We start from the raw sequence: 15,057 nt of genomic DNA on the forward strand, positions 1-15,057 counted from the left end.
AGCAGCCGATGAGCGGCGACTTCTCTCATGCAGTGGTAAACTCGCTTCTCGTCGTGTCGCTGGCGGCTATGCTCACGGGTTGCCAACAGGGCAACGCCACCGGTACCGACAACTTGAGCGGAGATGCGAAACAGGGCGCCGATCTGGTCCGAAACTACGGATGCGGCGGCTGCCACACTATTCCCGGAATTGCCGGGGCTGACGGAAACGTCGGCCCGCCGTTAAATCGGGTCGGCACCCGAACCTACATCGCCGGCTTCCTGCACAATTCTCCCGACAACATGGCGTTCTGGATCGAGAATCCCCAAAAGGTTCTGCCTGGAAGCGCCATGCCGCAAATGGGCATTTCCGCCGCCGAGGCGCGTGATATAGCTGCTTTCCTCTCAACGTTGAAGTAGGCCCATGGCGGACGGCGGACGAACGGAGCCTGGAGATCCGCGACCTGATGCATACGCCCGCTGCTCGCCTGCGATCACCAATATTTGCGGCGGAACTCCTGTTCGTCCTTACCGCGCCAGTTTGCCGAAGCGGCTCTTTCGCGCGGCGTGATAGCGCGCATGGGTCTGCGGTTTGACGAAAAGGGCTGCGACGCTCGGGTGTCGCTTCCGGACTTCCGTTTCGATCGCAATGACCGCACGCTCGATATCATCCGCCCTCTTGTCATCTGCAAACTCGATACTCAACGCGGCAACGACCTCGGTCGGTGACAACTGCACCGTGATGAGACCGTTGGCCCGGAGCACGCAAGGCGAACGCCTCGCGATTTCAAGAATCGATCGGGCGAGTCCGGAATGGGCCGGCTCGCCGATCAGGAGGCTCTTGCTCTCACGGGCCAGGGCAATCGAGGCGATGGCCAGGAGAATGCCGATCAGAATCGATCCGGCACCGTCCCAGGCAGGCTGTACGAACCATACCGCTGCCGCCGTCGCAGAGCCTGCGATGATGATGCCGACGAGCGCCGCGCTATCCTCGAACAGAACCATGAAGGCTGGAGGGTCTTTGCTACGGATGAACGCCTCATAATATCCGTAGCCCTTGTTTTCTGAACGAAAGCGGCGCCAAGCGATCAGCCAGGTGGCGCCTTCAAACACAAAGGAGAGGCCGAGGACGACGAAGCTGACGAGCGGATCTTCGATCGGCTCGGGCTTCAGTACGCGCGCAATGCCCTGGTAGAGCGAGACACCGGAGCCAAGCGCGAAAATGAGAAGCGCGACGATGAAGCTCCAGAAGTACAGCTCGCGGCCGTACCCTAGCGGATGCACCTCGTCTGGCAGGCGTCCCGCACGGCGGTAGCCGTAGAGCAGAAGTATTTCGTTTGTGGTATCGACGCCGGAATGGATGGCCTCGCTCATCATGGAGGCACTGCCCGTCCATAAGGCGGCGCCAACTTTCGTCGCGGCAACGAGCGCGTTGCCGATGAGAGCGGCGTAGACGGTACTCTTCGACGATGACCCTGCCCGCATATTCGCCGTACTTGGCTGTGCAAAATCCTGCACTCGTTCCGCATGCTGCTCCAAACTCGACTCAAACCTCCGGCGCCGGTAAAAACGCGACCATCCGGATTAATTTGGACGCGGGAGTACCTGCCTTCTCAATGCCCGGGCCTCTCGACGTGAGGCACGCGCGGCCAGTTCGTCAGGTAGCACGTCAAAACAGGTCCCTGCATTTCCACAAGTTAAGTGCCTCCCTACGATTTTGCTGTACCCGGTTCGGCCATCTTGCGGTGCTGCTTCGCAAGCATTTCATTGGGCGTGACGTTGGCGACACTCGACTGAATCTTGTTCTTCAACCCGGTCACGATGTCAGATTCTCCCTTCATCATGGCCTCGAAACCGGCGCTGGCCACATCCGCCGCGCTGTCCTTCTCTTCGGTTCCGACCTTCGTGTCCATCATGTCGGCACGGCGGAAGAACTCGGTCTCGGTTGCACCGGGCATCAGACAAGTCACCGTGATCTTGGTGTCGCGGAGTTCCTCGCGCAGCGCGAACGAGAACGAATCCAGGAATGCCTTGCTGCCGTTATAAACCGCCTGAAAACTGCCCGGTGTAAATCCCGCGATGGAGCCAGTGATCAGGATTCGGCCGGTGTCGCGCCGGCGCATCTGGTTGCCCGCACGATGGACGAGGTAGAGCGTCCCGGTGATGTTGGTGTCAATCACGCGCCGGATTCGGCTGAACTCCTGATCCAGAAATGCCTTGCCGAGACCAACGCCGGCATTCGCCAGCAAAGCATCGATCGGGCGATCGCCGATCGCGGCGCACAGCTTGTCGACGCCTTCGATGGTTGCGAGATCCGCCTCAACCGGCTCCACGCTGACGCCCAGCTTTCGGAGGTCACGGGCCGCATCCTCGATTGCTGGCTCGTCGGCGGCAATGACCAGATCAAAGCCGGCCTTGGCGCAACATCTGGCGAGCTCCAGGCCGATGCCGGTGGAGGCCCCGGTGACGATGGCGAGTTGGTTGGCTGGCATGGCGTACCCTCGATGATCTTGTGATCGGGCTCAATCGCCGCTCAAACGGCTGGTTCCTATCTGTCGACCAAGCCCCATTCTGGATGCGCAGATTTTCTGCTGCCAATAGCAACCATCGTTGATGCTTCGACTTGGATGCCTCGTGGCTCGAACCGGAGGGACAGACATGAAGGCGCTCGTTTGGCACGGCAAGGAGGACATCCGTTGCGATACCGTCACTGATCCTGAGATCCAGGACCCCCGCGATGCCATCATCAAGGTCACAAGCTGCGCGATCTGCGGCTCCGACCTGCACCTGTTTCACAATTTCATTCCCGGCATGCTGCCCGGCGACATCATGGGCCACGAGACCATGGGCGAAGTGGTCGAGGTCGGCTCGGGCATGGACGGCAAATTGAAGAAGGGCGATCGCATCGTGGTGCCCTTCACCATCATCTGCGGCGAATGTGACCAATGCAAACGCGGCAATTTCTCGGTGTGCGAGACCACCAACCGGAAGCGCCATCTCGCGGACAAGGCATTTGGGCATACCACGGCAGGGCTGTTCGGCTACACGCATTTGACCGGCGGCTACCCGGGTGGACAGGCCGAATATCTGCGCGTCCCGTTTGCCGATGCCACCCACATCAAGGTGCCCGATGGCATTCCCGACGAGCAGCTGCTCTTTCTCAGCGACATTTTCCCGACCGGCTGGCAGGCGGCTGCTCAATGCGACATCGTGCCGACCGACACCGTCGCGATCTGGGGTTGCGGGCCGGTCGGCCAGATGGCGATCCGCAGCGCCATACTGCTCGGAGCCAACCAGGTGATCGCGATCGACCGCCTCCCTGAGCGGCTCAGCATGGCGGAAGCAGGCGGCGCCACCACGATCAATTTCGAAACCGAAAGCGTGGTGGACCGGTTGAACGAGCTCACCGACGGCAGAGGCCCCGAGAAGTGCATCGATTGTGCCGGGATGGAAGCGCATGTCATGGCGTCGCAGCCCGACACCGTGCTCGACCGTGCCAAGCAGATGGTGATGCTCGAGAGCGACCGGCCGCACGTGCTGCGCGAGATGATCTATGTCTGCCGGCCCGGCGGCATCATCTCGGTCGCGGGGGTCTACAGCGGCTTCTCGGACAAGATGCCGATGGGCGCCTTCATGAACAAGGGGCTCACGATGCGAACCGGCCAGACCCACGTCAACCGCTGGACCGACGACCTGCTCCGCCGCATCGAAGAAGGCGAGATCGACCCGTCCTTCGTGATCACTCACACTGTTCCGCTGGAGATGGGGCCTGAGATGTACAAGGTCTTTCGTGACAAGCGGGATAGCTGTGTGAAGGTTGTGTTGAAGCCCTGAAGAGCGAGATCAAACATGTTCCATTTCTCAAACATCGTACGTTCCGAGGGCGACCCAAAGATCATCGAGGGCGGCCCGAGCCTGAAGCAGCCTGAAGATCAGCTCGCCCGTGCGCTCGGCTGGTTCAGCATCGGGCTCGGCGCGATCGAGCTGTTTGCCGCGCGGCGCGTCACGGAGACGTTAGGCATGGAAGGCAAGGAGACGCTTGTCCGGGCCTTCGGAGTCCGGGAGATTTTCAGCGGCATCCTCTCCCTGTCGGTCGACAAGAACGCCGGACTTTGGGCGCGGGTCGGCGGCGACGGGTTAGATGCCGCCGCCCTGTTGTCCGGACTCACGGCCGATAATCCGAAGAAGGGCAATGTCGCGCTTGCACTCCTGATGGTCGGCGGCATCGCGATGCTCGACTATCGCGTCGCGCAAGACACCAAACCCCAGCGGCCACCGCCAGATGCACGCCGCAAGCTTTACCCCGGCCGCAGCGGGTTTCCGAAAGGAATTTCCGCGACACGCGATCGTGCCAAGGATGCCATCAACCACATCCCGGCGAATGTCAGATCCTAGAGCGGCGGCGTGGAACCGGACCGTCGACGATCCCGCTGGGTCGCCGCCGTCGAGCTCGGCCTGATCAGCAGCACCTTCTCGACCCTTGTCAGCCAGCTCGCCGCCGGCCGGATCGGCCGCGACGCGGCCGTCGACTGGATGACGGTCGCCGCGATTCCGGCCCGCGATTGGGCAATCAGCGCCGCTCCGTCGTGGAGCTCGATCGTCACCGGCATCGCGTTTCATCAATGGGCAGACTTTTCCTGGGCGGTGGTCTTCTTTGGTCTGCTCGGGCGTTGGACCGCCAACCTTCGCCCGCTGATGATCCTGCTGCTCGCCCTGCCCTGGGCCATGTTCTCCTCGGCGACCGAGTGGTTCCTCCTGGTCCCCTTATTTCCGTTCTGGCAGCCGTTGTTCACTCTGCAGCAGCCCTACTGGATAGGCCTGCTCGTTCATGGCTCCTCGGCCGTGATGTATCCGCTGTTCGCCCGGCTGCGCTGGCGACGCGGCGCGGCACCGGAACGGGACGTGCGCTTCACTAACGCCTGGACAATTGGCGCCGTGGTCGCAATCGGGCTGCTCGGAACGGCCGCGCTGTTCGGCAGCCATGGCTACGAGCCAGCGTGGATGGGTCACGACAGGGATGGGGACCAGACCTACATCCGGCATATGACCACTCATCACGCGCAGGGCATCGAGCTTGCGCACCTAGCCGTGACACGCGCGAGCGATCCGCATCTGCAAAAGCTCGCCATGCTGATGGTCGCGAGCCAGGCCGGCGAAAACGCGATCTTCGAAAACTGGTGGTTGAGCTGGTTTGATACGGAGATGCCGGATTGCACCGCTCAAGAGCGCGCCACGATGGCGGGCTTCCTGACGCCGGACGAAATGCGGCACGTCAGGGCCGCGCCGCCCGACCGGTTCGACCAGATCTTCGTCGAGATGATGACCCGGCATCACAAGGGCGCGGTAAAAATGGCCGATCAGATGTGGCGCAGCCGTGGCGATCCGCGCTTGCGCATCATGGCTCACGCCATACGCCACGAGCAGCAAGGCGAAATCGCCTTGATGGACGGCGTCAGTGGCACTGTCGCCGTGGCGACCGCTTTCAGCAACATGATGAACGATAACGTCAACGCTCGATCAGGAAACTCGGCGCAGTAGGACCCTCGGAGCTCCTGCCGCGTCAATCTATGCTCCGTCGATGCACGTCACCGCGAATTGTCAAATGCCAATGACCGGTCACGATGGCTTCCTCCAGACGGACGCGCGTGCTGCGCCAACGGGATGACAGATGCAACCAGGCTTCGCCGGCCTGGTCGAGGTCTCACCGGGAGGCCTCAAGCTGCTTGCAGCTATGCCCACCACCATCGGTCACCTCGAGTCTCATCAGATGCTCGCGAGCGCGCGCGAGCGGCCGCCGTCGCACTTCTAATTAATGAGATCAACCAAGGGCAGTTTGGTACTGGTCTTCGAATTCATCCGGGCCGAAATCACCCGCCTTCTGATTGACGACGAGCTTGGCGAGACCACGTCCTCGGAGCGGACTTCGCAGGGACAGCGTATCTCCGTCAGATCCGTGTCAAGAGCTCAGCTGTCAGCGGGAAGCAGGCTCTCGAGCTTCATCGGATCGACTCCATGCTCGGGTTCGGCGAATTCACGGACGCTGGCGATCACCAAGGCGGACAGCTTTCCGAGCGCTTCAACGTAGTCCGCGGTGTGGTTGGCGCTGCTTAGGAACCGGAAAAACAGGAGCTCAATACAAGGAGGGTCATACACACCTTTACATTGCTGAATAAGAAAACTACAATGTAAAGCTTACGGACCATTGTCGCGGGTGGCACACCGCCTCCAGGTCATGCTGTGCGCAGCAAGGCCGGGCGGCGCGTGTGGTTTGCCATTTTTCCTGCGCACGCTGGACCGGTATGCTGAAGGGGAGGATCCCGAGTGCCAGCCAACATCTCGCTGCCCGATTCCGCGCGTCATGCGCTCACCGCCCTAATGGGCCAGTTGCCCCCCGATGTGCCGACCTCACTCGACCCAGCAAATTCTCTGCACCGCGACGCGATCACGGCAGCGCTGAACGCCGCCGGCCGCGATGCCACGCGCTATCCGGCGCTGCATGGCGCCACCGCGGGCGGCCATCAGCCCGACCATCTCGTCATCGCCGACATGGGGCAGGATACCCAGGCGCGAGCCACCGCCATGGTGCTGCACGCAGCGAATGGACCGACCCTGTTGCAAGGCGGCACGCTATTCGTGTCGAACAGCAAAACCGGCGAATTGCTGGCGGCCGGCGCCAACAGCAACGTGCAGGAGGGCTTCATGCCGGTGTCGACCGACACGGCGAACGCGAAGCCGCCGACGGGAGATGAGATGTCCGTTCTGGCGATCCATCATTCGGTGACGCCGGACCACCAGGTTCGTTTCACCGCGATCGCCAACACGGCACGCGCCGGGCTGAAGGGTATCGGTCCGGACAACATCAATGTCTCCTTGCCGACCCAGACTCCGAAAAACGGAAGGTGGCTCATCATCGCGGTCGGTCGCAAGCCGCTCTGGATCAAGAACGTAGACGCCGACTACTGGTACACTGAGCCGGACAATGTGGAGGGGTCTCCTTACCTGATCGTGCCCTTTGCCGGCACATGCCAGATGCCCTACCAGGTGAAGGGGACCGCAGGGTCGCCGATCGCCGGCGCGGTCTATAGCAGCGTGATTTATTTCGTCACGTCGAGCACCCAAACCGTCAACCTTTATACCCCGGCGGCCACGGTTGCCGCGAAGATCATCCTGACAAATCCAAATCTGATCACCTGGAACTTCCCCTATGATCAGAAGTCCTACAAGGACACGGGCTCGCTGGTCTACAATCCGCAAGCGTTAGTGAACGAGAAAATCTCCTATTTCTTCTTCAAGTTCACGGTGCCGATCCAGTCTCCGCCGATGCCGGATCAGCCCTTCACGGTCTGTAGCGTCAATACACCGGGCGACAAGAGCCCGAACTGCAAGATCATCCCGAACGTCATGTTCTGGTGGCATTGTCTCGACGAGAAAACCCAGGTGACGATGGCCGGCGGCAATAAACTGGCGCTTGCCGAGATCGACAACTCGCACCGCGTGGTGACCGACCTCAAGGGCGGCACGCTCGGCGTCGAGGCGACGACAACGGGGATGCACACCGGCCAGCAGAGCCAGCGCGGCGCGGACGCGGTGTACCGGCTACAGACAAAATCCGGCTTCGAACTGATTGGCAGTGGTCTGCATGCCATTGTCACGACCGACGGGCTCTGTGCCCTGTGCGATCTGAAACCCGACGCACAGGTCATCACGGAGCGAGGACCAGACGCGGTTGCGTCGTGTCAGGCAATTACCTGGCAAGGCAGGCTGGTCAATCTGAAGCTGGGCAACGAACAAGACGCGATCAGCGCCGACACGATCGGGACCTATTTCGCCAACGGCATACTTGTCGGCGATCATCTGGCCATGCACCGCGACCGCCGCCGCATCCACATGGAGGTCGACAACTCGCGCAATGGCGTCCCCGCCGCACTGAAGACCGATTACGCCAGCGCCGTCTCCGACATCCAGTACTGATCATGTTGCCGCGAGACGACCGTAGCGCCTGAAGCGGTCGTCAGCGGGACGGACGACCGCGCAACATTCACGAGAGGAAGGCCGCGGCGCCCGGCGCCGTGGGGGAAGCGGCGGAATCTACCGACGAAAAAAGGAAACTCAGATGGCGAAGGTGACGTTTCAGGGGATCACCTATCAGTCGCCATGGTTTCCGCGACCTGCGTTCGGCCCGATCGGCCTGACCGTCACGGTGGATGCACTGACAGACCCCAACCCGAAGCTCGCCATCCGGCTACGCGACGGGCAGAACCCGCTCAAAACCGTCACAGGCGACCCCGGCGAGAACTCGCTGACGCTCATTCCCGATGCGCCGCTGTCGAACCTGCGCGGAGCTTTCGTCGACGCGCAATGGTTCACCGGCTCGCTGAACTGGTCGGATCCACAGCAATATTCTTCCTCTGTCGTCATCACCGACGTGCCGACCTTGGCCGAAGGCTCTCTCAGCGACGAGCTGACGCAATTCTGGTTGAGCTGGCGCTATCCAGACAGCTACGTCCCGGGGATCGGCGCGCAAGCGATGGTGTACAACTCCAATCCGTTGACATACGTCGGCTATGCCCAGCTGCAAGGCGTCTCCGGCGTCGTCGCGCTCAACAACGGCGTGGTGCCAGCGCCGGGTGCCTTTGTGCAACTGCAACTGATGGCCCCGATCAATGGCATAGCGTTTGCCGCACCGTTTACCATGGGACCGGTAATGCAGGTTTACGACATTCCGGTCGCAGGCCCGATCGTCACCTCGGCCGACTATGACGGCCGTACTGTGCAGGTCGTCTGGACGCCGCCGGCGATTCCCGACGGTAGCACCAAATTCCTCGCCGGCGAGATCGGCCTCGATCTGGTAATCCGGTCGACTGGCACCAATGCGCTCAGTCTCAGCGTCGGCGCCGGCCCCGGCGGTGGGATCGCCGAAGTCGGTGTCTTCGATACAGCCAGGAGCTGGATTGCCGGCGGCCGGACGCGCTTCGGCAACATCGTCGGCCCCGTTGTCGCTTCGGCCGCACCGCTGCTGACATCGAGCCCAACCCTTGCGGCGATCACCGTCACACCGACCGCGATCACCGCAACCGCGACGCTACCGGCGTCGGCGCCCGCTGGCACCAAGATCATGGTCGATCTGCTGTCGAGCGGCCGGCTGATCAAGGAAGTGACCGCCGCCGGCACGGCGGTATCGGTGCCGATCAACGCCGCCGGCATCGGCGATCTCGGTCTTGTGGCCTATGCGCAACTCGCCGCCACCTCGCAATTGCCCGCTCTGACCGGACCACGCTCGGCGCCGTTCCGCGTCGCCGCTATCGCACCAACCTTCACCGGCATCACGGTAACCCCGGCCGCCAACGGCACCGACTGGACGTTGACCATCAACTGGAGCTATCCGCCGCCGGCAGGCGATATCTCGACCCAGACGCTGGTGTTGAAGGACTCAAACGGCGGCACGACGTTCACCTTCAGCGCGGACGGCCCGCTGACCACCTATACGCGCGCGGTGCCGATAAACTCCGTCTCCGGCATGCTCGTCTATACGCTGACACTGACGGCGGCGACTGCCTCCAGCACGCTGCCGGTTGCCACGCAGACAATCAACTTTGCCGCGGCGAGCTTCGTTTCCGCGACCAGTGCGCGCGACAGCATAAACGCCAGTTGGACCGCGCCCGCCGCCGGACCGGTCTCGGCCTACCGGCTGCGCCTGCTCGACCTTTCCGCTGCGACGCCGGTCATCGTCGCTACGGTCGAGACCGGAGCGACGGAGGCCTCCTTTGGCTTCGGCATCGGTGCCGTCGAGAGCGGAAATCTCGGTCTCGATCTCGTCATCCTCAATGGCCCGGTGACCTTCTATGCCAAGCCTGACGGCACGCCAAAGACCGTCGCCAAACTGCTGACGACGGCGCCAACCGGCCTGCTCGCCACCACTTCGGAGGCAAGCAAGACAACCATCACCTGGAACGCGATCGCGCAGTCGACCTATCTCATCGCCTTCGCCGACGGCTCGGCGAGCGTGACGACCGCGAGTAACAGTCTGCTGCTGGCCAGAACGCTCGTCCTAACGGATCGGTTGCAGTTGACGGTGCAGGCGCAGGCAATCGCCAACGGCGTGACAGTCACCGGACCGGCCTCGCTGCCGCTACAGGTGCCGACCGCCGCGCCGAAACTGCTGGCGGCTGACACCGACGGCGCGAGCATCAGCGCGAGCTGGGAGCCGGTGACCGACAGTGTCAGCTATACCGTCTCCCTGATGGGCAATGGCGCCGTGATCAAAACGGCCAACACCACCGGCGCCGAGATCAATTTTCCCGTCACGCTGACCACTGACAAGCAGCCCTACGCGATCATCGTCCGTGCGGTCACGCCGGCAGGAACGGGCCTGCCGTCCGATCCGCTGCTGGTGTTTCGTACTGCGTGGTTCGTCTCGACGGAGCCGCCGTCGCAGGCGGTGCAACATCTGTTGCCCGCGAGCGATCTCAACTTTGCCGCCGCGCCGATCACGCTCTACGTACCACCCCTGGGGCCGGCAACGTTTGCGCCGCCCGCTGCGGTCGGCGCCTTCCAGCTGTCGCTCAATACCGACGAGGCAACCAAGACGGCGCTGCCCTACCTTTTGAGCTTCGCCGCCAGCAGCAATGTCTGGACATTTCCAAAAAGCGATGCATCGCCGATCCGCTCCCAGGTCAAGAGCGATTATATCGCGTTCCTGAAAGCGGTGGAAGAAGCCGGCGCCGCGCCTTGGGGCATTGCGTTGATGCAGCAGTTGATCGCCCGCTGGATGCCGCAGACCTTCGCCGAGATTCCCTATTATGCCTTTGGCCTCGAGCTCGGCAACGGCAACGGCACCGGCAGCATCGACCTCAGACCTGGGTTTGTTCTGCGGATCGGCGCGGCCAATTACGTCAATGCCTGGTCCGGCGATCAGCCGTCTTTTCTGAACGGCTTTGCGGGCGGTCCGGTGATGGATTTCGACATCGGCGATGCGGTCGCAGGCAATGGCGGCTGGACGGTCTCCGCCGATGCCTTGATGTCGCGGTTGGTGGCATCGGGCGCCGTCACCGTGATGGCGCCAACCACCGACATCGGCAACAATCAGGCCGCCGGCGTCGCGGAGGCGGCGGACATGTTCTTTACCGGCTTCATGCAGCCCTTCTACCGGCTGTTCTTTCCCGGCACGCTGCTCAATCCAACCTCGATGGGAAACCTGGCGCCCGACGCCAATTTCGCGCTCGCCGCGGCCGATACCTACAAGCATCTGAGCGAAAGCACGCCGATACCGAGCGCGAATTCGACTGTGGTCTATTTCCGCGGTCGCGCGGTGGTGCGGGTGATGATGCGGGTCAGCGTCAACGGCGTCGAAGCGGTCGTGCCTGTCGGCACCACCGTCGGCAATTTGCTCGATCGCTGCGGCAGCAGGCCGCCGGCAACGGCATTGCATCTGACCGGGCTGCGGCTCGACCGTTCCGGCGGGCCGGCGCTGGCCATCGTCAGTGCGACGCCGTTACCGCCGCCGCTGATCTACCCTACCGGTCAGCGCTATCAGGTCCGGCTCGACTGGGCGGCAATGGCAACCTTTGGCGGCCCTTTCAGCGCGCTCGACCTTGCCGTTCTGCCCGGAGACAGGATCAGCTTTCCATGACCGCGGTCGCTTTCAACCGGATCGGCGCGACCCGTCTGTTCAGCTCCAATGCTTCGGGCGACGCAGGCGTCACCGGCTATTGGACCGGCTATCTTGCAAGCGCGACCCTCACGTTGCCGTCGACGCTCGATCTTGCGACCACCTGGAATGATATCGGCGGCACCTATTTATTTCTCAGCGCCACGCCAGCCGATCCCGCAACGTTCGCCGTCGCGCTCGCCACATGGCTGCCGGTCATCACCAGGGCGGGGCCGCCGCGCCTGCTATGGCTGATCAATCCGGCCGACCCGCCGGGCTACTGGCGCGCAGTGACCTGGTATGCGGTCGCCTCCGGTCCGCCGAGCGCGCCGGACTGGACGACATTCGGGATCTGGGCTTTCAGCCTCGGCACATACGGTTTGCGCATCGCCGCCGGTACCACCTTGACGCTCGATCAGTCCGTGCCGGCGAAGGTGATGATCGCGGCCGGCAGCGCCACGATCGCAGCCCCCGGCGCCCAGTTCCGGCCCGCCGCCGCGACCACGCTGCCGTTTCAGGGCAGCTCGATCGGGGCGTGGAGCGGCACCTTCGCAGTCAGCGGCAGCGATCTCGCCGACCTCGGCGTCGAGTTGCGCTACGCGATCCGCACCAGCCGCAAACCAGCGGATCCGCGCATCTGCCCGGTCTCGATGAAGATTATGGGCGACCTGAGCGCCCCCTCCACGCTCGCCATCGCTTGGGATCCCCTGCATCCGCAGATGCGCGGCCGTAGCGAACTGCGCTTCGTCGCGCCGTTCCCCAGCATCGCTGCCGGCTTCGTATCGCAGCGCGGCTACAAAACCACGCTGCAGCCGGCTGCGGTTGCCGCGCCCTTGACGACGGGCGGCTTCATGTTCTGCCGCTGCGCCTCGCACCTGTCTTCGAATGCCGACATCGCCTCGGAATTCGATCTCTATAGCCTTGCGCCGGACGGCGCCTATGCGCTGACAGTCGTGCCGCCAAGCGGCGGCGCCGGGCCCGGGCTGGTCGATCAACTGATGCTCGGCATGTCCGGGCTGGAGACGATTCAGCTGGCGCCCTCAAGCAGCACGCTCGTGGTATTCGATGCCGGCCAGCCGGCGTTCGCGCCATCGGTCGCGCTCGACGGCACGTTGCCCGGCAGCGATGAAGCGCTGCTGACGAGCGTAGCGACAACCGCGTGGATCTCGGTGATGCCGTCGGCGGCAGGCAATCCCGGGCTCTATTATTACGCGCAACCGCGCCAGTCGCCGCTGTTTTCCGGCATCGCGGACGGAGCGATGCCGTATCAGCAGGTTCCGGCGGCGCAACTGCCCGCGCTGCCGGGTAGCAGCCAACCGAGACCGGTCAGCTACCCTGTCGGCGCCTACGCGGGGGTGGCGGCATCGCAGGCCACGGCGGCGCGCGCGCTGGAGACCGCAGCGCTTGTGCCCAAGCGGCGCCTGCAGATCACACAACCGGCCCAGCATCTTGCCATGGCGCCCGCGACCGACACCCTCGCCGTCACGCCGCAGGGCCTCCTCATCGAGATCAATGACACGCAATCGGCGATCAGCGAGGTTATCATCGCCAGCCTGCCGGACACGGATACGCCGTCGCTGGCGTTTGCCAATCCAAACGCGGCCTTTACGGCCGCGTTGTTTGCCAATCAGCGGTTCTTCGTCGTCGCCAATCCCACACTGTTGGCGACGGCCGCGACTTGCGTGCCGCCTTTCGCACTCAATCTCGACGGCTGGCGTTTCCAGTTCGATCCGAGCCTGTGGCGCACCGGTGACGATCCGACGATGATGGTGTGGAAATATGCCAATCGTTCGTTGGTCGACCTCGCAGCCGACGGCGCCGCCTGGGGCTGGCCGGAGGCTGCCATCCCTGCAGGGGGTAGCCTGAACGCGACATGGCAGCGGCTCGACGCCTATATCGCCGACGCCCGCGACATCGCCGCGAAAGATCCGACGAGCCCGATCGGCGCTTTCTATCGCGATGTGTTGATCGATCCCGGCTGGAACGGTGTGCTGTTCCTCAACGCGCCGATCGGCCTCGGCACGTTGCCGCCGGCGCTGACCTTTCTGGCAGCCGGCATCGATGCCAGCCGGTTCTTCGCGCACCACATCGGCGTCGGGCTGACCCCGTTCGACTCCAGCAGCAATCCGATCAAGCTGAAGCAGAGTAGCGTTTTTGGGCTGATCAACTACGTCGACCCGGTTGACCTCGTGATCGCACAGACGACGCCCTTCGCCTTCAAGACGATGCAGTTGAAGGCACAATTTGCCAACGCGCATCTGAATGGCTTTTCGTGCCGGATCGAACTGGCGCTGAACCGGCTGTTCGGCGCACCGCTGCTGATGATTGACGCGCAGCACGGCAACAATCTGGTCGTTTCCGGCAGTCTGCAAAACTCCTCCGGCTCTCCTGCCTACGCCTTCGGGCTCTCGGGCCAGAACCGCTTCAATGCCAGCAACACCGCGCTTGCGGTGGTTGAAATCGCCTCGTTGCGCATCGAGACGCAAGCCAATCCGGCGCCCGGCCACGTCAGCTGCAGCTTCGTGCTCGGCGGCAAGTTGCAGTTTCTCGATGTCGAGGGTTTCGATCTCTTCAGCTATGGCGGCGCGCCGACGCCGCCGGACGAACTGGCGCCGCCGCCAAGTTTCCTGATCTTCAGCCAGCTGGCGCTGACGCTCGATTTCGCCACGACGGCTCCGACGGTGCAGAGCTGGAGCGCCAACGAGACCGGCATCGCCTTCGACATCGTCAACAGCGTGGCGCGCGATGACAGTCTGGTCAATTGCTTCCCCGTCACCGTGCGTAGCCTCGTTACCAGCCCAGACCTGACGCCGCTCAGCGATACCGCGACGGGTCTTGCGCCCGAGGACATGGGCTATCTATCGGTGTCGGCGCCTTTCGACCAGATGCCGATGACGCCAACTTGGTACGGGCTCGTGATGTCGCTCGATCTCGGCAGCCTCGGCGCGCTCGCCAGTGGCGTTGGCCTCAAGGTGGAATTGCTGGCGGCGTGGTCGGTGGTCGACAACCGCAGCGCGCCAGCGATCTATCTTGGCCTTAAGCTTCCCGGCACGTCGCCACGCGACGGCAGCTTTCCGCTACAGGGCGTGCTGAAGCTCGGCTTCAAGAGCTTCATTTTCTCGACCTACCAGCAGAACGGCAAGCGCGCCTATCTGCTCAGGTTGTCGCGCTTCGGCCTGTCGGTGCTCGGCTTTCATTTTCCGCCCGGCAATCTCGACCTCAGCCTGTTCGGCGGCCCGGACGGCCGCTCCACCGGCCAGCTCGGCTGGCTCGCTGCCTATCAGGCGGGCAAGCCGAAATCGGTCGACGGCAAGAGCACCTCCGCCTTGACGGCACCCGGCCACCACGGCCCGGTGGACGCTGCAAGGACGGGATCCGAACCGAGGCTGAGCCGCGCCAAGCGAATCGGCCGTATTCCGCGAAGGAGCTAGC

10 protein-coding genes are annotated in these 15,057 nt (G+C 63.3%); 8 read left to right on the forward strand and 2 right to left on the reverse strand.

Features of this window, described 5'->3' with window-relative positions:
- Window positions 1-8: 8 nt before the first annotated feature.
- Entirely contained in the window at window positions 9-398 is a 390-nt protein-coding gene (locus IVB31_RS25760; RefSeq protein WP_247329427.1) for a c-type cytochrome, read from the forward strand.
- 108 nt (window positions 399-506) lie between these two features.
- On the opposite strand, the gene IVB31_RS25765 is transcribed toward IVB31_RS25760, so the two are convergent.
- Complete coding sequence (locus tag IVB31_RS25765; protein ID WP_247330555.1) at window positions 507-1,463, reverse strand: cation diffusion facilitator family transporter; 957 nt, start codon at window positions 1,461-1,463, stop codon at window positions 507-509.
- A 224-nt stretch (window positions 1,464-1,687) separates the two neighbouring features.
- A complete protein-coding gene (locus IVB31_RS25770) occupies window positions 1,688-2,470 on the reverse strand; it encodes an SDR family NAD(P)-dependent oxidoreductase (protein WP_247329429.1) in 783 nt (260 codons plus the stop codon).
- Window positions 2,471-2,636: 166 nt separating this feature from the next.
- On the opposite strand from IVB31_RS25770, the gene IVB31_RS25775 reads away from it, so the two are divergent.
- From IVB31_RS25775 to IVB31_RS25805, 7 genes are all read left to right on the forward strand, one after another.
- Window positions 2,637-3,812, forward strand: coding sequence for a zinc-dependent alcohol dehydrogenase (locus IVB31_RS25775; RefSeq protein WP_247329431.1), 1,176 nt, complete (start codon window positions 2,637-2,639; stop codon window positions 3,810-3,812).
- Between the two features lie 15 nt (window positions 3,813-3,827).
- Window positions 3,828-4,373, forward strand: a complete 546-nt coding sequence (locus IVB31_RS25780) for a hypothetical protein (protein WP_247329433.1) — start codon at window positions 3,828-3,830, stop codon at window positions 4,371-4,373.
- 9 nt (window positions 4,374-4,382) lie between these two features.
- The gene (locus IVB31_RS25785; RefSeq protein WP_247329435.1) at window positions 4,383-5,516 is read left to right on the forward strand and encodes a DUF305 domain-containing protein; all 1,134 of its coding nucleotides are present in this window, start codon (window positions 4,383-4,385) and stop codon (window positions 5,514-5,516) included.
- 130 nt (window positions 5,517-5,646) lie between these two features.
- Window positions 5,647-5,787 (forward strand): hypothetical protein, encoded by a 141-nt coding sequence (locus IVB31_RS25790; RefSeq protein WP_247329437.1) that lies wholly within the window; start codon window positions 5,647-5,649, stop codon window positions 5,785-5,787.
- A gap of 512 nt (window positions 5,788-6,299) precedes the next feature.
- The gene (locus tag IVB31_RS25795) at window positions 6,300-7,949 is read left to right on the forward strand and encodes a hypothetical protein (protein WP_247329439.1); all 1,650 of its coding nucleotides are present in this window, start codon (window positions 6,300-6,302) and stop codon (window positions 7,947-7,949) included.
- Window positions 7,950-8,091: 142 nt separating this feature from the next.
- Window positions 8,092-11,607, forward strand: a complete 3,516-nt coding sequence (locus tag IVB31_RS25800; protein ID WP_247329442.1) for a fibronectin type III domain-containing protein — start codon at window positions 8,092-8,094, stop codon at window positions 11,605-11,607.
- Window positions 11,604-15,056: a hypothetical protein gene (locus tag IVB31_RS25805; protein ID WP_247329445.1), complete on the forward strand. Its 3,453-nt coding sequence runs from the start codon at window positions 11,604-11,606 to the stop codon at window positions 15,054-15,056. Before IVB31_RS25800 ends, IVB31_RS25805 begins: the two co-directional genes overlap by 4 nt.
- The last annotated feature ends 1 nt before the right edge of the window (window position 15,057 follow it).

The organism is Bradyrhizobium sp. 21, from assembly GCF_023073335.1.
In the GTDB taxonomy this organism is placed as follows: Bacteria; Pseudomonadota; Alphaproteobacteria; order Rhizobiales; family Xanthobacteraceae; genus Bradyrhizobium.

Excerpts from the sequence above, each read along its gene's own strand:
- IVB31_RS25770 (WP_247329429.1), bottom strand. The coding sequence starts at position 2,470 with ATGCCAGCCAACCAACTCGCCATCGTCACCGGGGCCTCCACCGGCATC.
- IVB31_RS25775 (WP_247329431.1), top strand. The coding sequence starts at position 2,637 with ATGAAGGCGCTCGTTTGGCACGGCAAGGAGGACATCCGTTGCGATACC.
- IVB31_RS25800 (WP_247329442.1), top strand. The coding sequence starts at position 8,092 with ATGGCGAAGGTGACGTTTCAGGGGATCACCTATCAGTCGCCATGGTTT.
- IVB31_RS25790 (WP_247329437.1), top strand. The coding sequence starts at position 5,647 with ATGCAACCAGGCTTCGCCGGCCTGGTCGAGGTCTCACCGGGAGGCCTC.
- IVB31_RS25805 (WP_247329445.1), top strand. The coding sequence starts at position 11,604 with ATGACCGCGGTCGCTTTCAACCGGATCGGCGCGACCCGTCTGTTCAGC.
- IVB31_RS25780 (WP_247329433.1), top strand. The coding sequence starts at position 3,828 with ATGTTCCATTTCTCAAACATCGTACGTTCCGAGGGCGACCCAAAGATC.
- IVB31_RS25760 (WP_247329427.1), top strand. The coding sequence starts at position 9 with ATGAGCGGCGACTTCTCTCATGCAGTGGTAAACTCGCTTCTCGTCGTG.
- IVB31_RS25765 (WP_247330555.1), bottom strand. The coding sequence starts at position 1,463 with ATGCGGGCAGGGTCATCGTCGAAGAGTACCGTCTACGCCGCTCTCATC.